Here is a 20,485-nt window from a genome sequence, read left to right as displayed (position 1 = left end):
ATGGAAGGGACTGGAATAGAAGTCGAGGCGAAATTAGTGACTGTAATGCCTGATGAACTTCATCGACTGATCAAAAATAAATTAGAGGGAGCCGGACTGTATTCTGAGCAAGCAACTGAGGTCGCCAACCATCTGGTGTTTGCGGATTCTTCCGGAATCCATTCCCATGGTGCCGTCCGCGTCGATTACTATGCCGAAAGGATCTCCAAGGGCGGCGTGACGCTTGAACCCAATGTTTCTTTCAAAAAGACAGGAGCAAGCACCGGGATTTTCCATGGAGATAACGGGATTGGCCAGTATATCGCAAATCTTGGACTTAAGGAAGCCATTGCCATGGCCAAGGAAGCGGGTGTGGCTGTTGTCGGCATTTCCAAAATGAGTCACAGTGGTGCGCTATCCTATTACGTAAAACAGGCAGCTGAGCAAGATCTGATTGCGATCGCAATGTGCCAATCCGATCCGATGGTTGTTCCTTTCGGAGGTTCAGAAATCTATTACGGAACCAATCCGATCGCGTTTTCAGCGCCAAGGAAAAATGGTCCTCCGATTGTCTTCGATATGGCCACGACTGTGCAGGCTTGGGGGAAAATCCTCGATGCCCGTTCAAAAAACAGGGCCATACCGGATACCTGGGCAGTGGATAAAGAGGGGAAACCGACAACAAATCCGCATGATGTCCATGGACTGCTGCCGATTTCGGGTCCGAAAGGCTACGGGCTGATGATGATGATCGACATCCTTTCTGGCGTGCTGTTGGGCTTGCCTTTCGGAAAGCATGTTTCATCGATGTATGACGAAATTTCTGAGGGACGCAACCTAGGGCAATTATATATCATCATCGATCCCAAAAAATTCACGGATATTGAGAGTTTCAAGGACAAAATCGAGACTACGGTGGCGGAATTGCATGCAGTCAAACCGGCAGCCGGTTTCCGTCAAGTCTATTATCCGGGCGAAATCAATCAATTGAACTATGAAAAACATCAGGAGCAGGGCATCCCTGTCGAGGAGAGCATTTACGCCTATCTGAAAAGTGATCTGATTCATTTTGACCAATACGGCGGCAAGGGAGCTTTTGCGGAATAAATAGAGGTTCGAAGCACATAAAAAGAATCGGGAAACCGGGGAAGAGAGGCAATCAATGTTACACACAATCATCAAATCAAACAGCTACCAGGATTCCATCGTTTTGATGCTGTTGACGAATAAAATCAATACAGTCGCAGGCGTCACAAAAGTTTCCATCATGATGGGTACGCCTGCCAATAAAGACATCTTCAAAACAGGAGGGCTGTACACACCGGAACTGGAAAAAGCATCGTCGAATGATATGGCTGTCGTTCTGGAAGTGGAGGATGAAGCAGTCATCGCTAACGTCATGGAAGAAATCGATCTTTTCCTGGAGGAACAGGCCAAAGGGAATAGCGGCGCTTCTGTAGAAGAGACCGCCCGTACGTGGGATAAGGCTTTGGAGATGGCGAAGGATGCGCAAGTCGCACTCTTCTCAATTCCAGGAACGCATGCGGCACTTGAAATCGAACGCGCATTGGACGCCGGCAAACACGTCTTCTGTTTCAGCGACAATGTATCGGTCGAAGATGAAAAACGCCTGAAATTGAAGGCGCATGAAAAAGGTTTGCTGCTGATGGGACCGGATTGCGGCACAGGGATCATCAACGGCATCCCATTGGCGTTCACCAATGTCATCAGACCCGGAAAAATCGGCATCGTCGGTGCATCGGGAACAGGAATCCAGGAAGTTTCCACGCTTATCCATAAATTGGGTGGCGGTGTGACGACCGCAATCGGAACCGGCGGACGCGATCTGAAGGAAGCTATCGGAGGCATCACACTGATGGATGGCATCGTCACCTTGGAACAGGATCCGAATACGGAAGTGATCGTTGTCATCTCCAAACCACCGGCAGCCAGCGTCAGGGATAGGGTTCTAGCCTTACTGAGAAAAATTTCCAAACCGGCCGTAACCATCTTCTTGGGCGAAAAACCAACTTATCACGAACCAAACCTTTACCATGCCTATACATTGGAGGAAGCGGCTGAACTGGCTGTCAAATTAGTGAACAAAGAAACCATCGACTCCGTTGCGGATGCATTCGATGTGCCTGTTGTCAGCTTCTCCGCTGATCAAAAATACATCAAAGGCTATTATTCCGGCGGTACTTTGGCAAATGAAGCAGCCATGCTGATCAAGGATGGACTCAACTTGAGCGGGGACTCCGAGAAGAAGGAAGGCTACATCCTGAAGAACGAGGGCTATGAAGTCCTGGATTTGGGAGACGACATCTATACGCAAGGCAAACCGCACCCGATGATTGATCCGGAAAAGCGGATCGAAATGATCAGACAAGCCGCGGACGATCCGAAGACAGCCGTCATCTTGTTGGACATCGTTTTGGGCTACGGATCGCACATGGATATGGCAAGCGAATTGGTGCCGGCCATCAAGGAAGCAAAAGCGAAAGCTGCTTCTGCAGGCAGAGAATTGGCATTCGTTGCGACGATCGTAGGGACTGACGCTGATCCTCAAGACGGCCAGGCGCAACAAAAATTATTGGAAGATGCCGGAGTCATCATCCGGATGAGCAACAACCAAGCTGTCCGCACGGCTTTGGCTATGCTGGGCATCCGTATCCAGGACAACAAGAAAGATCTGGAAGAAATCGATGCACCTGCATTTACGGAAGAATTAGCGCCTTCACAGGCTATGTTGGACCTTCTGCATGCGAAAGAATTTTTGAATATCGGGCTGCGCAGTTTCTCCGATACCATCCGTGAAAACGGCGGGAAAGCGACGCAATTCGATTGGCGTCCGGTTGCGGGTGGCAACGTCACCTTGCAGAAAGCTTTGTATTACTTGAATAATTATAAAACTGAACAAACAGAAAGCATATAAGGGAGGAGAAACAAGGATGCATTATCAAACGATTGATGAAGCTAATCAAGCAGTAGCTGCTAAAATTGTCGCTGGCTCCCCTTTCTTAGTGGATGTTGTACCAGCCAAATCAGTGATCAAAGAATTTAACGAAGGGAAGGTCCTGCTGCATGCAGGTCCACCCATCAAATATGAGCAAATGGTCGATCCGATCCAAGGTGCCTGTGTGGGTGCAGCGCTTTTCGAGGGATGGGCGGAAAATGAAGCGGATGCCAGAAAATTATTGGAATCCGGAGAGGTTACCTTGATCCCTTGTCATCATGTCAATGCTGTCGGTCCTATGGGCGGGATTACTTCAGCAAATATGGCAGTTCTGATTGTGGAAAACAGGACAGATGGCAACCGCGCTTTCTGTACGATGAACGAAGGAATCGGCGCAGTACTGCGTTTCGGAGCTTATTCCGATGAAGTAGTCACTCGTTTACGCTGGATGCGTGACGTATTGGGACCAACATTGAGCAAAGCGCTGCAAACAAAAACAGGCGGACTGAACGTGAACGTACTGGTCGCCAAAGCAATCGCCATGGGAGATGAATTCCACCAAAGAAACATCGCCGCTTCATTGGCCTTTTTGAAGGAAATGGCGCCGATCATCGTCGGATTGGATATGGATCAAAAAGAAAAAGAACAGGTCATGCAATTCTTGGCGGATACGGACCAATTCTTCCTGAACATCATGATGGCAGCAGCCAAAGCTGTCCTGGATGGTGCAAGGACAATCCAAGAGGGCACGATCGTCACCGCAATGTGCCGCAATGGCTATGAATTCGGTATCCGTATCGCCGGAATGGGGGATGAATGGTTCACAGGGCCGGTCAACACTCCGCAAGGGCTTTATTTCTCAGGCTTCAGTGAAGACGATGCCGCTCCGGATATGGGGGACAGTGCCATCACCGAGACGTTCGGTGTCGGTGGTATGGCGATGATCGCAGCGCCTGCAGTTACGCGTTTCGTAGGCAGCGGTGGGTTCCAGGATGCACTACAGACAAGCAATGAAATGCGCGAAATCTGTATCGACCAGAATCCGAACTTCTCTGTACCGACATGGGATTTCCAAGGCATCTGCCTTGGCATCGACGCCCGCAAGGTCGTTGAAACGGGTATCACACCGGTCATCAATACCGGCATCGCCAACAAAAAGGCTGGATTGGGTCAAATCGGAGCTGGAACGGTGCATCCACCGATCGAATGTTTCGAAAAAGCTGTCTTGGCGTATGCCAAAAAATTGGGTTTCCAAGAATAACAAAGGGGGATGGTCGCAGTGTTCATAAAGGCAGCTTACCATGACGAACGCTTGACGGACACGCTGCAAAATAAGAGCACTTGGCGCGTCCATAGCCTATTCAATAAAAGTTTGAACATTCAAAGCGCTGATCAGGAAAATCTGATGCTGATAGCAGGTACATCTTCACCGCGGCTGCCGAAAGCGCTGTATCTTCCGGATGACATGTTGGGGAAACTGGTCGGGACCGTTCAACCCGGCCAACCTGTGTCCATCTCGGACGGTAGGCTGATTTTCGACGGATGCACCATTGTTGTTGATGGGTCACCGCATTATCAGTCCCGCTATGCAACGGAAAAAGGTTTGCATCAGGGAAGCTTGCGACATTTTGTGGCATCGATGGCGAAAATCGAAAAATTGAACGGTTTTGATTTCATGATGGCAGACTTGACACGGGATTCATTTTTAGCAAATACCTTGGAAGGCAATCATATACTGAGGCTGTATTCGGGTGACGCGGGCAAAAGAAGCGAGGCGATAAGCTACTTCATCGGCAGAGGCAAGGGGTTGACGCCGTCCGGTGACGATCTTCTGGTGGGTGCTTTGGCAGCCGATCAGCTTCTGGGGATGCTCCCGGCGGATACGGAAGGCCTTATCAGGAAGCGTTTGGCGCAAGATCCGAAGCCAACTACAACAGTAAGCGAGCACTATCTGGCGTGCGCCCTGGATGGTCTTTACAACGAGCCCATCCATCGTTTGCTGCATGTTTTGCAGCAGGAAAGTGAAGAAAAAGCCATAGAAGAATGCATCAAACACATAATGGCTATCGGACATACGTCCGGAATGGATATGTTGACAGGCCTTACAGGTGCGCTGTTAGTATGGAACAGATTTGAAGGAGGGTACAATCAATGGCAAAAAGAGTTGTCATCGCTTTAGGCGGGAATGCAATCTTGCGTCCGAACCAAGAAGCGACGTTCGATAATCAGATGCACAACATCAAGATGAGTGCGGAGCTGATCGCAAAAATAGAAAAATTGGATTATGAAATCGTTGTGACGCATGGAAATGGACCGCAAGTCGGGAATATCCTGCGTCAAAATGAGGAAGCGAAGGATGTCGTGCCGCAGATGCCGTTGGACGTCTGCAGCGCCGAATCGCAAGGTTTCATCGGATATATGATGGAACAATCTTTGAAGAACGCTTTGCATGAGGAAGAATTGACGAGCAGCGTCTTGACTTTATTGACGCAAACGGAAGTATCACCGGATGATCCTGCGTTTGATAATCCTACAAAACCGATCGGGATCTTCTATTCTGAAGAACAAGCCGAACAATTGTCGGAAGATAAAGGCTGGATCATGATGGAAGATGCCGGAAGAGGCTACCGCAGGGTTGTGCCTTCCCCTCAACCGCAAAAAATTCATGGGGTTGAGTCGATCCTTAAGTTGTTGAAACAGAATACCATCGTAATCGCAGGCGGCGGCGGGGGTATTCCGGTAGTCCGCAACAAAATCGGCCAAATATCCGGGATTGAAGCCGTAATCGACAAAGATCGCACCGGCAAGAAGTTGGCGGAGCAATTGGATGCCGATGTATTCATGATGCTGACGGACGTCAGCAATGTCTACATCAATTATGGGAAACCGAACCAAGAAAAACTTGAAGAAATTTCCGTTCTGAAAGCGAAGCAATATTTGGATGAAGGCCAATTCGCAGACGGCAGCATGGGACCAAAAATGGAGGCCGCCATCGACTTTGCGATGCAAGGGAAAAAAGCCATCATCTGTTCATTGGATCAGGCAACTGAAGCTTTATCCGGGTTTGCGGGTACACGCATCGTCAATAGTTAAACTAAGAAACAAAAAACAGGAGGCAGTCTCATTCCCGAGGCAGTCTCCTGTTTCTGTTGGTGCGCCCGCTGACTGGAGGAGTGCGTGTAGTCCGTCCCCAGCTCCGGTGAACGGTCCGCTCACCGGAGCACACCAGTAACAATCGGACTTAACTCCGGTGAAGCAGTATTCATCGGAGAACGCAAACGGAATGCGTCCTGAACTCCGGCGAAGCCTCCGTTCGCCGGAGAAGAGCGCCCAGCGAGGGTCGAGATGAGAGATGCCGCATCTGTCTGGTGTTCGCTAGTTGTAGCCGGCTCAATACCCGTCCAGATATGAATAAGGCTAAAAAAAATAAAAGGGGGACTGGCTCATGGAATTATGAGCCCCCCTCTTAAATGCAACAATCCACATACAAATAACCTTCCGAAAGCTGTTCGGAAGGTTATTTGTGGTATAAGCAGCCCGATTTTACCCGCGAATCATCACACTCTAATCAAACGTGTTCGAAAAGTCAGCTCCCACTAATGTTTCACACCCCGCGTAGTGAACAAAAGAGGTTCACTTCGTGGGATGCTCCAACGTATGGGGAGCTAAATGACTTTCCTCACTCTCTATTCATCGCCTTCTTGAGATAGTTCGAGGGCCAGTCTTAGGTTGAGGCTGAAGTTTGGATCATCGATCGGTGTTCCGAGTATCTCTTCGCAATGGTTAATTCTGTACTTCACTGTGTTGCGGTGGATGAACATTGCTTTTGAGGTGCGCGTGATTTCGCATTGGTAGTCAAGGTAGGTCTTCAGCGTCCGACGCAATTCAATCATGGCGTCTTCTTCAGGATAAGCCAGTTCATGCAGTACCGACTGACAGAAATATTTGATTTCGTCGGTTTGCATCCTTTCGAACAAGCTTAGCATGCCTTGTGGGCGATAATAGTTGATGAGCGGCTGTGGATCTTTAGCAAAACCTTCATCGAAAGCTATCTTAGCTTCGATGTATGAGTTGGCAATCATATCTATTTTTTCACAAGGATGGCCATAGGAGAACGCCAAAGAAATCGGAAGAACCCTCTCAAGTTCTTCTGCAGTTGTCCGTAGGATATCATCTATCGCTTCATTTTTGGACTGCAGCAAAAGAAGCAAATGGTTTGTGTTTTTCATTGGGAACAGCAAGGCATCACGGAAGTGGAAAGCTAACGAATCTGTAAGCCATTGGTTAACCAATTGGATTTTTTCCCGGCTCAATTTATCTTTGAAGATTGAACTCTTTTCGTTACGGCAATTGATGTAAATCACTTGGTAATGATGGGAATTGACGATGCCAAAATTTTGGCCCAAATCGAGCCAATTCTTTTGCTTAAGTGTTGGAGCCTGCTGATTTTCTATTAATTGTTTGAAGTAATCACTGCGGATGTCCTGCTTGGACTCCTCCACTTTCAGGTTTTTGTAGATTACGAACGACAGAACCATCGAGGCCTGATCAACCGCAAATTCCGATACGGGATAAGGAATCTGTTCTGGTCTCAAAATGATCAAATAGTATGGGAAATAGTTGTTCGCACGGATAGGATAGATTGAAATCTGCATTTCTTGGCTGTCCATATCGGTTATCAGAAAAGAGTCGGTTGTGTCTGCCGAAAGATGCGGCTTTTTCTCATGCACTTGCCCCACATAATATTCGGCAGGCTTGCTGGATTGGGTGAAATGTTTGGAATGGGCGATCACTTGCCGGAAAGGATTCAGCAGGATGACCGGTGTTTTGATCATTTTTCCGAAGTCGGAAATGAAGCGCGCAATGCTCGCATCGTTCATCAGCAAATTCGAAAAACGTTTTTGGATATCCAAAGCATAGCTCATCTGTTCGGTCTTTTGGTTCCATAAGTAGTTCAGCATTTGATGGGATAGTGTCCCGAGCGGAGTAGTGCTTGGGATTTGGATTAAAGGGAAACGTACCGAATTGGCATAATTGATGACGGACTGATCGATTTCCGGAAGGAAGCGGCCGGTTTTTATCCCTAAGCCGGCAGCGTTCACACGCATCAAAGAATCGATCAAAGGAATCAACCCTTGTTGGTCATTCTTATAGCTCATCGCAGTCGTCAGCAAAAAAACGTCCTTCGGGATGTAAAATGCGACATCCGGCGTTTCGGATATTTCTATGCTTGTCACCGTATGGGACAGATCTGCTCCGGCATTCAGCACCTTTAAATCGGAAAAACGGGGCAAATCCAAAAGCTCTTTCATTGTAGTCATTAAAAACCCTCCTAGTGGCTCTATTTTAAATGAAAACGCCATCACCAGCAAGCGTTTATTTAGGCAATATCTACAAATTTCAGATTATTTTATTCATAACGCACAATGACATTTTCGCTGAGAATGGTAGGATGTAAGTAAATTACCAGATCATTAATAAACTTGGAGGAATATATATGTTCAATGAAATCAACACACCCATCCGCACCATCATGACACCAGGCCCTGTTGAAGCGCATCCGAATGTACTTCGGGTCATGAGCACACCTATTTTGGGGCAGTTCGATCCAGCTTTCTTAGCCATAATGGACGAAGTGAAAGAAATGATCAAAATCCCGTTCGGAACAAAAAATGAGCAAGCTTTCGCCATCGACGGCACATCGCGTTCCGGGCTGGAGGCGGCGCTTATCGGACTGATCGAACCCGGCGACAAAGTGCTGATCCCTGCATACGGGCGATTTGCGTACTTGTTGGGCGAAATCTGTGAACGCGCGAAAGCGCAAGTGACTTACTTGGAAAAAGCATGGGACAGTGTCTTTGAACAGGATGCGATCATCGCGGAAATCAAAAGGGTCAACCCTAAAATAGTCGCACTCGTCCATGGGGAAACAGCGAATGGCCAGATGCAACCGCTGGAAAAAATCGGTAAATTCTGCCAAGCGAACGATGTTTTTTTTGTCGTTGACACAGTCGCCACTTATGGTGGAGCACCTGTAAAAGTGGATGAATGGGGCATTGATATCGCCATCGCGGGTACCCAGAAATGCGTAAGCGTACCGTCCGGATTGTCATTGATCACCTATAACGAGCGCGTTGAGAAGGTGTTGACAGCGCGTTATCAGAAAGAGCTTGGCTTGAGCAAGGATTTCCGTAATGAACGCCATATCAGCAGCAATTACCTGGACTTAAGCCAACTGCAACGCTACTGGAACAAAGAGCGCATCAACCATCATACCGAATCAACCAGCATGATCTATGCATTGCACGAGGGTCTGCGGATGATGATCCAGGAAGGCATCGAGAACGGTTATGAGCGCCACAGCCAAAATGACCGCGCCATTCAGGCCGGCATCGAAGCGATGGGCTTGTTCATCTTCGGCGACCGCACAACGAAAATGCCGACTGTTACACCTATTCTGATTCCGGAAGGTGTCGACGGCGATGCGGTACGCAACACATTGTTGCATGATTTCGGTGTCGAAATCGCTTCATCATTCGGTCCGTTGCAAGGGAAAGTCTGGAGGATCGGCAATATGGGCTTCAGCAGCCGTAAGGAAAATGTATTGCACGTCCTGGCTGCTTTTGAAGCGGCACTCCTGTTCCACGGGGCAGCCATCCATCGCGGGGAAGCTGTTTTGGCAGCTTTGAACGAATACAATAAATAGAAGACAATAGTTGGGGATAAGGAACAATCAAAATGGCACTCAAATTTGATTGTTCCTTTTTTTTTGGTCCTTCACTAAAGGATTGTCGGTTGTGCACAAGCATAAAAATCACTTTGTACATCTTTTCTGATGTAAACGCTTCAGGTCCACTGTACAATAAGCTTATCAAATGTTGATAGCGATTACAAAGATTGGGAGGGTTATTAAATGGAAGCAAGTAATAATGAGGGGAAAATGCATGTGACTGATCTTTTTGTCAGTGATGCACAAGTCGAAGATTTTAAGAAACGTGGCTATAATGATGATGTTGTTCCAAAAACGGCCGCAAAAAGGAATATGAGTGTGAAGAACTATTTCACCTTATGGATGGGATCGGTTCATAATATTCCGAACTATACCGCAGTAGGGGGATTCCTATTCCTGGGCCTGTCGCCGATCAATGTTATGTTGGCTCTTATCATCAGTTCTTTGGCAGTCAGTGCTTTTATGGTTTTCAACGGCAGAGCAGGTTCTAAATATGGGATACCTTTTGCAATGCATCTGCGATCAACTTATGGGGACTTAGGAGCGAAGCTTCCGGGATTCTTGCGAGGAGGAGTAGCGGCCATAGCGTGGTTCGGTCTTCAAAACTATGCCGGGTCGTTGGCGTTGCTGATTTTGATTGGTAAATTTTGGCCAGGTTTCTTGACCATTGGAGGGAACTTCAATTTCTTCGGGATTGACTTGCCAGGCTTGATCACCTTTACAATTTTCTGGGCAATCAATGTACTGATCGGTCTTGGTGGCGGGGGTGTACTGAATAAGTTCACAGCAATCTTGAATCCGTTGATCTACATCGTATTCGGCGGTATGGCTATATGGGCAATCAATGTAGGTGGAGGCTTAGGAAATATCTTGGCATACGCACCATCTGGCGCAGGTGTCCAATCATACACTCCTTTATTGGCTTATTTCATCATCATCAATTCCGTCATTTCCGTTTGGGCTGCTCCTGGGGCAAGCGTATCCGACTTTACGCAGAATGCCAACTCAACGAGAGATCAATCAATAGGGCAAACGGCGAGCCTTTTAGTAGCTTACTTGATTTTTGCTTTATCCAGTGTTGCGATTTTGATTGGAGGTTCCATCCATTTTGGAGTACAGGAATGGAATGTACTGAATATCGTCAACAAATGGGATAGTGTCCCTGCAGCAGCCTTAGCTGTAGTTGTATTCTTGATGACTACCGTCTCCACAAATGCAACCGGTAACATCATTCCGGCAGCTTATCAATTGTCGGCATTGTTCCCTAAGTCTGTTGATTATAAGAAAGGCGTTCTGATTGCTTCTGTCATCAGTTATCTCATCATGCCATGGAAATTGATGGAAAATTCAGCGAGCATTTTCGCTTTCCTGAACATCATCGGCGCTGTGCTTGGTCCTGTTGCCGGAGTTATGTTGGCTCACTATTACTTCGTTAAGAAGCAGGAAATAGACCTAGATGCTTTGTATATGGATGTAAATGCTGATAATTCGAAAAACCCATATAAGGGTATAAACGTGGAAGCTTATATCGCAACGATTGCAGCCCTGTTGATTTCTGTAAGCGGTCAGATTATACCTGCCCTGCAGATGATATCAAATTTGTCATGGATAATCGGAGCTGCCTTGGCCTTCGGTATCTATCTAATGCTGAAAAAAGGCAAAAAATAGTTTCATCTAACTTTTGGTTTCAAAAATATTGATATAAATCATTTATTATTAGGAGGAAAAAAAATGAATTACGATTTACTGATCAAAAATGGTTTGGTTATCCTGGATAATGGTGAAATTGAAACTGATGTAGCCATCAAAGATGGTAAAATAGCTGCTATCGGTAACGACTTGGGTGATGCAACTGAAGTAATCGATGCAAAAGGCCTTGTTGTAAGCCCTGGTATGGTGGATGCGCACGTGCATATCACAGATCCAGGCGGTAGCTACCGTGATGATTGGGAAGGCTATCTGACAGGAACAAAAGCTTGTGCCAAAGGCGGCGTAACTTCTTTCATGGAGATGCCATTGAATCAAGTTCCAGCGACAGTGGATGCCAAAACGTTACAGATCAAAGTAGATGCAGGCCAAAATAAACTGACAGCAGACGTAGCTTCTTTTGGCGGATTGGTTCCATTCAACATTGAAGGTGGAATCCAAGAGTTGGATGAAGGCGGCGCTGCAGCCTACAAATGCTTCATGGCTACCTGTGGCGATCGTTCGATTGAGGGAGATTTCATGAATGCGGACGATTACACTCTGTACGAAGGAATGAGACAGATTGCTAAGACTGGCAAAGTATTGGCTATTCATGCTGAAAATGCGACAATCACAGACAGATTGGGAGAGATTGCTTACAAGAGCGGCGAAACAACGCTGAAAGCTTATGTAGCAAGCCGTCCTGTCTTCACAGAAGTGGAGCCGATCAGACGCGCAATCCTATTCGCAAAAGAAACTGGCTGCCGTATCCACATTTGCCACGTAGCTTGTCCTGAAGGCGTTGAAGAAGTAACCAGAGCCCGCAATGAAGGCGTTGATGTGACTTGTGAAACGTGCACACACTATCTATACTTTGATACTTCCGAATTGGATGCAATTGGACCAATCGTTAAATGTTCCCCTCCAATCCGTGACAAAGAAAACCAAAACGGCATGTGGGAAAAATTATTGGCTGGCGAAATCGCCTTCGTTACTTCCGATCACTCTCCATGTACACCTGATCTGAAGGATAAAGAGAATGCTTTTGAAGCTTGGGGCGGAATCGCAGGCGTTCAGAACAACGTTGATGTGTTATTCGATGAAGGCGTTCAGAAACGCGGCATGTCCTTAAGATTATTTGCCGATATCATCGCTGCAAATCCGGCTGATCGCTTCAATTTGAGTTCAAAAGGCCACATTGCAATCGGTAAAGATGCTGATATCGTTCTGATCAAACCGAATGCGCCTTATACATTAAAAACAGAAGATTTAGAGTACAAAAATAAAATCAGCCCGTACGTCGGACGCGAAATCGGAGCGCAAGTAGCAAGAACGATTCTGCGCGGCGAGACGGTGTACAGTCTGGAAGCTGGCGTTTCGGATACACGTTCAGGAGAATTTGTCTTCGTCAAATAAACAAATAAACGACAATGGTGGGGCTGTCTCGTAATGAGATGGCCTCTTCTTTGCGCACGCTGATCGGAGGAACGGGTCCGAAGGCGTTCGTCAGTTCCGGTCGGGCGCCTATTGGCCGGAGGACGCCGGTAACAATCAGCCGCAACTCCGGTGAAGCCACCTTCATCGGAGAACGTAAACGGAATGCATCCTGAACTCCGGCGAAGCCTCCATTCGCCGGAGTTACCCTATCTCCGACTTGGTCACTCTTCACAAAATAGGACATATTATTGTGTGGAATGTACAGGGCTTGCGCGGCTTTAAATGCTTATAATGGAATCAATCAAAGAGGAAATGGAAGGGCTTACCGTTGCGCTTGGGGAGTAACTTGGAAGTCAGGCCCTTTAATCAAGCGATACAATAATAAGTGATGGAGGAGAATCAGATGGTTGAAACTGAAGCAACAAAAGAAGTAAAAGTAGTATCAGAAAAGAAAGTGGAATACTGGAAACAAATCATTTATGTTATGACGGCCGGCTGGGTCGCCATATGGGTCTACCGTACAGCTCTAGCACCCATTTATCCTGAAATCAGCGCTTATTTCGGAGGGGCAACGGATTCCCAACTCGGATCCATCTCAAGTTTTTATTTCCTGGGTTACGTCTTGATGCAAATCCCTTCCGGTCTGTTGGTGGACCGTTTCGGCAAGAAGACCATCCTCATCCCTGGCTTCATGCTGTTCGGATTGGGGACACTGGTTGTAGGCATGGCGCAGACTTTGCCAGTGGTTTACATCGGAAGCGTGTTGGCGGGAATCGGGTGCGGTACCTACTATGGTGTGGCCTATTCCTTGACTGCAGAACATGTACCGAGTTCAAGAAAAAGCTTGGCTACGGCTATCGTGAACAGCGGTACGGCGTTAGGTAGCGGAATTGGCATGATTTCTTCCAGTTACTTCGTCGCGCAACTGGGGCTTCCTTGGCAATATATGCTGTTCTTTACGTTATTCTTGATCATCACGATGGTTTTCATCTTCCGGAAATATATCAAAGGCAATAAAGAGAGTGAAGCCATCATTTCAAGAACCAAAATGATTACGGAAAATCCGCAAGAAAAAACGTCATTTAAGGCCTTGATGCGCCCTCAGATGTTAGGGGCATACTGTCTTTACTTTGCGACCTGCTACGCTTATTACCTTACGGATACGTGGCTTCCTAACTTCTTGTCGACCGAAAGAGGCTTTGAGGGAGCAACAATCGGATTGGCTTCATCGATGGTATTTTTTGCAGCTATCCCGGGTGCCCTGTTCTTCAGCCGGATCGCTGATAAATTCAGCCATAAAAAAATCAATTTGATCATCTTTTTGGAAATAGTCGCAGCAATCATGCTTTTCCTGGCAGTTCAGGCACCGAACCAAGTATTGTTGATGGTAGGGCTTATCTCTTATGGTTTCTTCGGAAAGTTGGCGGTGGAACCGATCATCATTTCATGGTTGGGCGAGCACGCACCGAAACGCGGCATTGCTACGACACTGGGGTTCTTTAATTTCTTCGGGATGAGCTCCTCGGTTATTGTACCTTCACTGACCGGAGCTATCTCCGATGCGACCGGATCAAAGGTCTATGCCTTCTACTTATCCGTGATCATCATCCTTGTAGGGACGACGATTTTCTACCTGGTGAACGGCAGAACAAAGAAAGCCTAAAAAAATAATAGAAAGGTCTGTGATATGAGCGAGTGCGCTCAATACCACAGACCTTTTTTTGTATATGCTTGAACTTGGCGTGGGGAATTGCAGTGAACGGAAGCCCCGGATAGTTGTCCGAAAATTTAGGGGCTGACTCAATTGAGCCAGCCCCTGATCAAGCATTATTCTTCATGTGAAATGAAATCCATCGGCATCGGTCCTGCCACGCCCACAAATACAAACTGTTCCTTGCCGGTGTTGACCATTCCGTGCTGCTGGCCCCGCTCGGAGAATATGATGTCCCCCTTCGTAATCTCCACAGCTTCGCCAAATCCTGGATAAAAAGTGCCCGTTCCTTGCATGCAAATCCAGATGTCGTCGGAAGTGGAGTGCGAGTGGTTCACAACTTTTTGACCGGGTTCCAAGCACCAGACCGCACCAGCCATAAACTCTGTTTCGTAAAAGATGGTCTTTTTGCCGGCTTCGGAATCGAACTGAGCAATCTCATCCAGTTTGAACAACCGCTCCTTGATCTTTGATTGATTCGATGATGCTACCTCAATCGCTTCCATTTCAAAAATGCTTCCTCCTGTTTCCATATCAATCGCTCCTTGTCTATTATGTGTATTGGGATAACCGTTTCAATTCCTATGTGTTCAGATAATCACAAATGAATATGACCTTAGTATAACAAGGGGTTAAAGCGCTAACAATGCAGTGTTTCTATAAAAAATTAAATAAATTAGTCATTATGCACAAAAGCATCCGATGCTGCTTGTGGGTTGTTGATAAGAAGCTTCGGAATTCGGCCCATATGGACAAAAATAGCGCTTGTAGCTTTGCTCAAGCTGGATTGACTCATTGTTATTTCTACTAATTTGTATCTACAGATTGAATTATTGGTCAATTTAGTGTAAGCTATTCTTATGGAAAACGCTTACAAAGAAGGCGGTGTTATAGAAATTCCTGAGGTATAAGTAGGTGTTTTTAGAATACCGATAGCTAAAAATATCACAAAAAGATTTCGTGATGCTGGCACCAATGAAAAGAATGGATGTGATCGGATTGGAAAAAGGAAAGAAAGTGCTTTTTACTGAGACCGTTCTGCGTGATGCGCATCAAAGCTTGATGGCGACACGCATGTCTACGGACGACATGCTCCCTATTGTGGAGAAAATGGATGAAGCGGGGTATTACGCGCTCGAGTGCTGGGGCGGGGCTACCTATGATGCGGCTATCCGTTTTCTGCATGAAGATCCGTGGGAAAGGCTGCGGCAAATCCGCAAGCGCGCGCCGCATGCGAAGCTGCAGATGCTGCTGCGGGGACAGAACCTGATCGGATACCGCCACTATGCGGATGATATCGTGGATCGCTTCGTCGGCAAGGCCATTGAAAATGGCATCGATATTTTTCGGATTTTTGACGCTTTGAATGATACGCGGAACTTGAAAGCTTCACTGGAAGCCGTCAAGAAATACGGCGCCCATGCCCAACTGACGATCTGCTACACCATCAGCGATGTGCACACCATCCCATTTTATACCGATTTGGCCAAGGAACTGACGGAAATGGGAGCGGACTCGATCTGCATCAAGGATATGGCCGGCATCTTGACGCCGAAAGTCGCCAAAGAGCTTATCCCAGCCATCAAAGCTGTGATCGATGTGCCATTGAATATCCACACGCATGCAACCAGCGGTGTTTCGCAGATGACGTATATGGCTGCCATCGAAGCGGGTGCGGACATCATCGACTGCGCGATTTCCCCGTTTTCGGAAGGCACGAGTCAGCCGCCTACCGAATCGATGGCGCTTGTATTGGAGGAACTGGGATATGATACCGGTTTGGACATCGCCAAATTGGAAGAAATAGCCGATTATTTCAAGCCGATCCGCGATAAGTACATCGCTTCGGGGGTGCTCGATCCGAAAATGCTGTCGGTCGATCCCAAAGCGCTCATCTATCAAGTCCCGGGAGGTATGCTTTCGAACCTGAATTCCCAACTTAAACAAGCAAAGGCCAGCGATAAGTACGAGGCAGTACTGAAGGAAGTGCCCAGGGTCCGGGCTGACTTAGGTTTTCCACCATTGGTCACGCCGATGAGCCAGATGGTCGGGACGCAAGCTGTTTTCAATGTTTTGACGGGGGAACGCTATAAGATGGTCCCGAATGAAGTGAAGGATTACCTGCACGGTAAATACGGCAAGACACCCGTACCGGTGGATGATGCGTTCAGACGCAGCATCATCGGGGATGATGCCGTCATCACGGATCGCCCGGCTGATCACCTGCAGCCGGAGTTCGAACGCTTGAAGGCGGAGTTGGGCGAGCTGGCGCGCACGGATGAGGACGTGTTGACTTATGCCTTGTTCCCTCAGGTCGGCAAAGCTTATCTGCAAGAGGTCTACCATCCAACCCCTGCAGAAGAACCAGCGGACGGGAATGCGCTAGCTACAGCGGAGCCTGCGGATGCAGTTATTCGTATCCAAGCCCGTTATCGCAGTTAAGAGGAAGAGGGGAAAGAAATGGGAACATTCAATTTAGGCGATGGTCTGGTTGTCACAGTTGTTGCGATGATCGTTGTTTTTGCCGTATTGGCCAGCCTGTGGTTCTTGGTGGAACTGGTGCATAAGTTGGTTGGGGAGCCGGCAGCGGTCGCTTCGGCTCCGGTGCAGCGGGAAGAAAATCTCCAGCCTGTTCTGGCGAATCCGGGTGTGGATGAGCAGCGAGCCAAAGTAGCGGCCATAACGGCCTTGATCGCCGCATATGAATCACATCCTTCAAAAAAGTTCGAAATCGTTGATGTAACGCGCATCAAATAAATGCCATCTGCTGATCTAAAAGGGAGGTTTTTTTATGAAAAAGTATGAAATCGAAATTGATGGACAAGTTTACCATGTCAAAGTGAAGGAATTGCCGGACGATGCGGTCATGCCAGGAGGGCCTAAAACAGAAACAAACAAACCAGCTGAAGATTCTGGGACTCTTGAAGAAGGGAAAACAATGTTGGCACCGATGGCAGGCACCATCCTGCGCATCTTGGTTAAGGAGGGTCAGAAAGTCAAAAAAGGGGAAAACCTCATCGTTCTCGAGGCCATGAAGATGGAGAATGAGATCGTTGCGGACGAAGATGGAATTGTCCGACGCATCTTTGTGAAAGCGAATGATAGTGTCGAATCCGACCAGCCGTTATTGATTCTCTAGAAGGGGGGGATTCCTATGATCCAAGCTCTGACTGATTTGATCCGGATGTCCGGATTAGCTCATCTTACGTATAAAGAAATCATTATGATCGTCATTGCCTGCATTTTCCTTTATTTGGCCATCAAAAAAGGCTATGAGCCGTATTTGCTGATTCCGATTGCATTCGGCATCCTGTTGGTGAATCTACCCTTGGCCGGTTTGATGACGCCGCCTACCGAAAGCGAACCGGGAGGGCTGATTTATTACCTCTACCAAGGGACGAATCTGGGTATCTATCCGCCGTTGATTTTCCTTTGCCTCGGGGCAGCGACCGATTTCGGGCCACTAATCGCCAACCCTAAGACACTCTTGCTGGGCGGGGCGGCGCAGTTCGGCATCTTTGCGGCCTTCTTCGGTGCCCTGGCCTTGGGTATGACGCCTCAGGAAGCAGCCTCCGTCGGCATCATCGGCGGGGCAGATGGACCGACTGCCATCTATTTGACGACAAAATTGGCCAACCATCTTTTGTCGGTCATCGCATTGGCAGCCTATTCCTATATGGCCTTGGTTCCTCTCATCCAGCCACCGATCATGCGGCTGTTGACGACCGAAAAAGAGCGGCAGACGGTAATGAAGCAGATGCGTACCGTATCCAAAAATGAGCGCATCCTATTCCCAATCGTAACGACCATCTTCGTCAGTCTGGTTGTCCCGTCGGCAACGGCACTTGTGGGGATGCTGATGCTCGGGAACTTGATCCGTGAAAGCGGCCAAGTGCCGAAGCTGACCGAAACGCTGCAGAACGCCATGATGTATACCATCACCGTCATTCTGGGCGTAACCGTTGGAGCGAAGGCGAATGGAGAGCTTTTCCTTTCGCTTACCACGATAAAGATCATCGTTCTGGGGCTCTTTGCGTTCTCCATCGGAACTGCTGCAGGCGTGTTGATGGGAAAACTGATGTACAAACTGACGAACGGAAAAGTGAACCCTTTGATCGGGGCAGCCGGCGTTTCGGCGGTGCCGATGGCTGCGCGGGTCGTACAGAAGGAAGGCATCAAATACAATCCTTCCAATTATTTGCTGATGCATGCGATGGGGCCGAATGTGGCAGGCGTCATCGGATCGGCTGTTGCGGCCGGGGTTCTGTTGGCCTTCTTCGGCTGAGGATGGACTAATTTAACCTAATCTCCTTTTGATTTCAGGTCAAAGGGAGATTTTTTTGTCGTTTCAGGGCCAGACGATTGCAAAATCCATCTGTTCTACACATGGAGGATGTATAATGAAGGCAACAAAAGAGCCTGAAAGGGAAGGACGGATAAACATGAGTAGGAGAACCTCGTTGATTGTGGCTTTGGTTGCTTCGGTGGCGTTATTGTTGTTTGTATCAGCCAATCTTTTTTCGATGTTTTTCAATAGCGGGGAGAGCCGTACGACTGTGACAACTTCAAACCAGGATGCGGGCAGCTCAGGCAATTTAATCGGGATGGGGCAGATGATGGGCGGAAATCGAACCATTGTTCTGGATGAAAGCGGGCAGGCAATGACCGCACTGCGGCTGCCGGAACTGGCGGAACCGGATTCCGAATCCGCTACTGAAATCACCTATACGGTCACCGCACAAGCGGGGGAGACTGCTTTCTTGGATGGGGAAACGACGCAGACGCTCGGTTACAACGGTTCCTATCTTGGTCCGGTTTTGGTCGTGCGTGAAGGCCAGGAAGTGCATATCAAGACTGAAAACCAGCTGGCCGAAGCCACCTCTTTCCATTGGCACGGCGTGAAGCTCCCTTCGGATATGGATGGCGGGCCGCATCACCCGGTCAGCCCGAACGAAACGATGCAAGTGGACTTCACTGTCAAGCAGGAGGCGGCTACGTTGTGGTTCCACCCGCATGCCTTGGGGACGACGGCTAAACAAGTGTACGCCGGTCTGGCCGGTCTGATTTTTGTCGAGGACGACAATTCCGATCAGCTTGACTTGCCGAAGGACTATGGGGTGAATGATTTCCCTTTGATTGTCCAGGACAGGACCTTCGATGCGGACAACCAATTCGATTATGAAGGCACTTATAATCCCGATGGCACTTACGGCGATACTTTGCTTGTGAACGGTACCATCAATCCATATGTGGCAGTCAAAAATGAGCTGATTCGGTTGCGTTTGGTGAATGGCTCGAATGCCCGCAATTACACGTTCGGATTGGAAAATGCAGCAACTTTCCATCAGATCGCCAGCGACGGCGGATTCCTCGAACAGCCAGTTACCTTGACGTCCGTGACACTGACGCCGGGTGAACGGGCGGAAATCATCGTGGACCTGAGCGCTTATAGCGAAGGTGAAACGTTGAAGCTGATGGATGGGAATGCAACGGTCCTTTCCTTGAATATCACGGAGGAGACGGATGTACAGAAGACGCTTCCGGCAACCTTGAACGACATTCCGGAACCAACGACAGAAGGCGCAGCCGTCAAACAGTTCACGCTGAGCGGCATGTCCTTTATGGTCAACATCAACGGCAATCAGTTCGATATGAATCGCATCGATAGCGAGCAGCGTCTGAATGAAACGGTCATTTGGGAAGTCCACAATGCGCAGGATATGATGGGCAGTATGGTTCATCCTTTCCACATCCATGGCGTCCAGTTCCAAGTGCTTTCGCGCGATGGGGTGGAGCCGCCGCAGAATGAACAAGGCTGGAAAGACACCGTTGCCGTTTATCCGGGTGAAACGGTCCGGCTTGCCGTGACTTTCTCCGAGAAGGGCGTTTTCATGTATCATTGCCATATTTTGGAGCATGAGGACAATGGCATGATGGCTCAGGTCAGTGTACAATAGAACCAAGAAAAACCAAAAAATAAGCTGGA

At 48.1% G+C, this 20,485-nt stretch carries 16 protein-coding genes; 14 read left to right on the top strand and 2 right to left on the bottom strand.

The window, feature by feature from the left end; all coding sequences use genetic code 11:
- Genes allD through arcC form a run of 5 tightly spaced genes read left to right on the top strand, consistent with a single transcriptional unit; the run spans window position 1 to window position 6,028 of the window.
- The gene (gene allD, locus C8U37_RS12380; protein ID WP_108033535.1) at window positions 1–1,086 is read left to right on the top strand and encodes an ureidoglycolate dehydrogenase; all 1,086 of its coding nucleotides are present in this window, start codon (window positions 1–3) and stop codon (window positions 1,084–1,086) included.
- 55 nt (window positions 1,087–1,141) lie between these two features.
- Window positions 1,142–2,914: an acyl-CoA synthetase FdrA gene (gene fdrA, locus C8U37_RS12375; protein WP_108033534.1), complete on the top strand. Its 1,773-nt coding sequence runs from the start codon at window positions 1,142–1,144 to the stop codon at window positions 2,912–2,914.
- Between the two features lie 16 nt (window positions 2,915–2,930).
- Complete coding sequence (locus C8U37_RS12370) at window positions 2,931–4,196, top strand: YlbE family protein (protein ID WP_108033533.1); 1,266 nt, start codon at window positions 2,931–2,933, stop codon at window positions 4,194–4,196.
- An 18-nt stretch (window positions 4,197–4,214) separates the two neighbouring features.
- A complete protein-coding gene (locus tag C8U37_RS12365; protein WP_170100288.1) occupies window positions 4,215–5,114 on the top strand; it encodes an oxamate carbamoyltransferase subunit AllH family protein in 900 nt (299 codons plus the stop codon).
- Window positions 5,087–6,028, top strand: a complete 942-nt coding sequence (gene arcC / locus C8U37_RS12360) for a carbamate kinase (protein WP_108033531.1) — start codon at window positions 5,087–5,089, stop codon at window positions 6,026–6,028. The genes C8U37_RS12365 and arcC overlap by 28 nt, the downstream gene beginning before the upstream one ends.
- A 593-nt stretch (window positions 6,029–6,621) precedes the next feature.
- On the opposite strand, the gene C8U37_RS12355 is transcribed toward arcC, so the two are convergent.
- Window positions 6,622–8,256 (bottom strand): PucR family transcriptional regulator, encoded by a 1,635-nt coding sequence (locus C8U37_RS12355; protein WP_108033530.1) that lies wholly within the window; start codon window positions 8,254–8,256, stop codon window positions 6,622–6,624.
- A 176-nt stretch (window positions 8,257–8,432) separates the two neighbouring features.
- On the opposite strand from C8U37_RS12355, the gene C8U37_RS12350 reads away from it, so the two are divergent.
- The 4 genes from C8U37_RS12350 to C8U37_RS12330 all read left to right on the top strand — a co-directional run bounded on the left by C8U37_RS12350 (window position 8,433) and on the right by C8U37_RS12330 (window position 14,451).
- Entirely contained in the window at window positions 8,433–9,641 is a 1,209-nt protein-coding gene (locus tag C8U37_RS12350; RefSeq protein WP_108033529.1) for a pyridoxal-phosphate-dependent aminotransferase family protein, read from the top strand.
- 234 nt (window positions 9,642–9,875) lie between these two features.
- Window positions 9,876–11,333 (top strand): allantoin permease, encoded by a 1,458-nt coding sequence (gene allW / locus C8U37_RS12345; protein WP_108033557.1) that lies wholly within the window; start codon window positions 9,876–9,878, stop codon window positions 11,331–11,333.
- A 63-nt stretch (window positions 11,334–11,396) separates the two neighbouring features.
- Window positions 11,397–12,767 carry an allantoinase AllB gene (allB, locus tag C8U37_RS12340; protein WP_108033528.1) on the top strand — a complete coding sequence of 457 codons (1,371 nt, stop codon included), beginning with the start codon at window positions 11,397–11,399 and terminating at the stop codon, window positions 12,765–12,767.
- Between the two features lie 424 nt (window positions 12,768–13,191).
- Window positions 13,192–14,451 (top strand): MFS transporter, encoded by a 1,260-nt coding sequence (locus C8U37_RS12330; RefSeq protein WP_146161835.1) that lies wholly within the window; start codon window positions 13,192–13,194, stop codon window positions 14,449–14,451.
- A gap of 164 nt (window positions 14,452–14,615) precedes the next feature.
- On the opposite strand, the gene C8U37_RS12325 is transcribed toward C8U37_RS12330, so the two are convergent.
- Window positions 14,616–15,032 carry a cupin domain-containing protein gene (locus C8U37_RS12325; protein WP_245879840.1) on the bottom strand — a complete coding sequence of 139 codons (417 nt, stop codon included), beginning with the start codon at window positions 15,030–15,032 and terminating at the stop codon, window positions 14,616–14,618.
- A 430-nt stretch (window positions 15,033–15,462) separates the two neighbouring features.
- On the opposite strand from C8U37_RS12325, the gene C8U37_RS12320 reads away from it, so the two are divergent.
- The 5 genes from C8U37_RS12320 (at window position 15,463) to C8U37_RS12300 (ending at window position 20,456) form a co-directional block, all read left to right on the top strand.
- The gene (locus C8U37_RS12320; protein ID WP_425445667.1) at window positions 15,463–16,941 is read left to right on the top strand and encodes an oxaloacetate decarboxylase subunit alpha; all 1,479 of its coding nucleotides are present in this window, start codon (window positions 15,463–15,465) and stop codon (window positions 16,939–16,941) included.
- 18 nt (window positions 16,942–16,959) lie between these two features.
- Window positions 16,960–17,256, top strand: coding sequence for an OadG family protein (locus C8U37_RS12315; protein ID WP_108033526.1), 297 nt, complete (start codon window positions 16,960–16,962; stop codon window positions 17,254–17,256).
- A 34-nt stretch (window positions 17,257–17,290) separates the two neighbouring features.
- Window positions 17,291–17,638, top strand: coding sequence for a biotin/lipoyl-containing protein (locus C8U37_RS12310; protein WP_108033525.1), 348 nt, complete (start codon window positions 17,291–17,293; stop codon window positions 17,636–17,638).
- Window positions 17,639–17,653: 15 nt separating this feature from the next.
- Window positions 17,654–18,784 carry a sodium ion-translocating decarboxylase subunit beta gene (locus C8U37_RS12305; RefSeq protein ID WP_108033524.1) on the top strand — a complete coding sequence of 377 codons (1,131 nt, stop codon included), beginning with the start codon at window positions 17,654–17,656 and terminating at the stop codon, window positions 18,782–18,784.
- Window positions 18,785–18,941: 157 nt separating this feature from the next.
- A complete protein-coding gene (locus C8U37_RS12300; RefSeq protein ID WP_108033553.1) occupies window positions 18,942–20,456 on the top strand; it encodes a multicopper oxidase family protein in 1,515 nt (504 codons plus the stop codon).
- The last annotated feature ends 29 nt before the right edge of the window (window positions 20,457–20,485 follow it).

It is taken from the genome of Trichococcus patagoniensis (genome assembly GCF_003051085.1).
Lineage (GTDB): Bacteria > Bacillota > Bacilli > Lactobacillales > Aerococcaceae > Trichococcus > Trichococcus patagoniensis.
Note: the sequence above shows the minus strand (reverse complement) of the source record. Positions and strands in the feature narration are given on the sequence as shown.

Excerpts from the sequence above, each read along its gene's own strand:
- C8U37_RS12325 (WP_245879840.1), bottom strand. The coding sequence starts at position 15,032 with ATGGAAACAGGAGGAAGCATTTTTGAAATGGAAGCGATTGAGGTAGCA.
- C8U37_RS12315 (WP_108033526.1), top strand. The coding sequence starts at position 16,960 with ATGGGAACATTCAATTTAGGCGATGGTCTGGTTGTCACAGTTGTTGCG.
- C8U37_RS12305 (WP_108033524.1), top strand. The coding sequence starts at position 17,654 with ATGATCCAAGCTCTGACTGATTTGATCCGGATGTCCGGATTAGCTCAT.
- C8U37_RS12300 (WP_108033553.1), top strand. The coding sequence starts at position 18,942 with ATGAGTAGGAGAACCTCGTTGATTGTGGCTTTGGTTGCTTCGGTGGCG.
- C8U37_RS12355 (WP_108033530.1), bottom strand. The coding sequence starts at position 8,256 with ATGACTACAATGAAAGAGCTTTTGGATTTGCCCCGTTTTTCCGATTTA.
- allW (WP_108033557.1), top strand. The coding sequence starts at position 9,876 with ATGCATGTGACTGATCTTTTTGTCAGTGATGCACAAGTCGAAGATTTT.
- fdrA (WP_108033534.1), top strand. The coding sequence starts at position 1,142 with ATGTTACACACAATCATCAAATCAAACAGCTACCAGGATTCCATCGTT.
- C8U37_RS12350 (WP_108033529.1), top strand. The coding sequence starts at position 8,433 with ATGTTCAATGAAATCAACACACCCATCCGCACCATCATGACACCAGGC.
- arcC (WP_108033531.1), top strand. The coding sequence starts at position 5,087 with ATGGCAAAAAGAGTTGTCATCGCTTTAGGCGGGAATGCAATCTTGCGT.
- C8U37_RS12320 (WP_425445667.1), top strand. The coding sequence starts at position 15,463 with ATGCTGGCACCAATGAAAAGAATGGATGTGATCGGATTGGAAAAAGGA.
- allD (WP_108033535.1), top strand. The coding sequence starts at position 1 with ATGGAAGGGACTGGAATAGAAGTCGAGGCGAAATTAGTGACTGTAATG.
- allB (WP_108033528.1), top strand. The coding sequence starts at position 11,397 with ATGAATTACGATTTACTGATCAAAAATGGTTTGGTTATCCTGGATAAT.
- C8U37_RS12310 (WP_108033525.1), top strand. The coding sequence starts at position 17,291 with ATGAAAAAGTATGAAATCGAAATTGATGGACAAGTTTACCATGTCAAA.
- C8U37_RS12370 (WP_108033533.1), top strand. The coding sequence starts at position 2,931 with ATGCATTATCAAACGATTGATGAAGCTAATCAAGCAGTAGCTGCTAAA.
- C8U37_RS12330 (WP_146161835.1), top strand. The coding sequence starts at position 13,192 with ATGGTTGAAACTGAAGCAACAAAAGAAGTAAAAGTAGTATCAGAAAAG.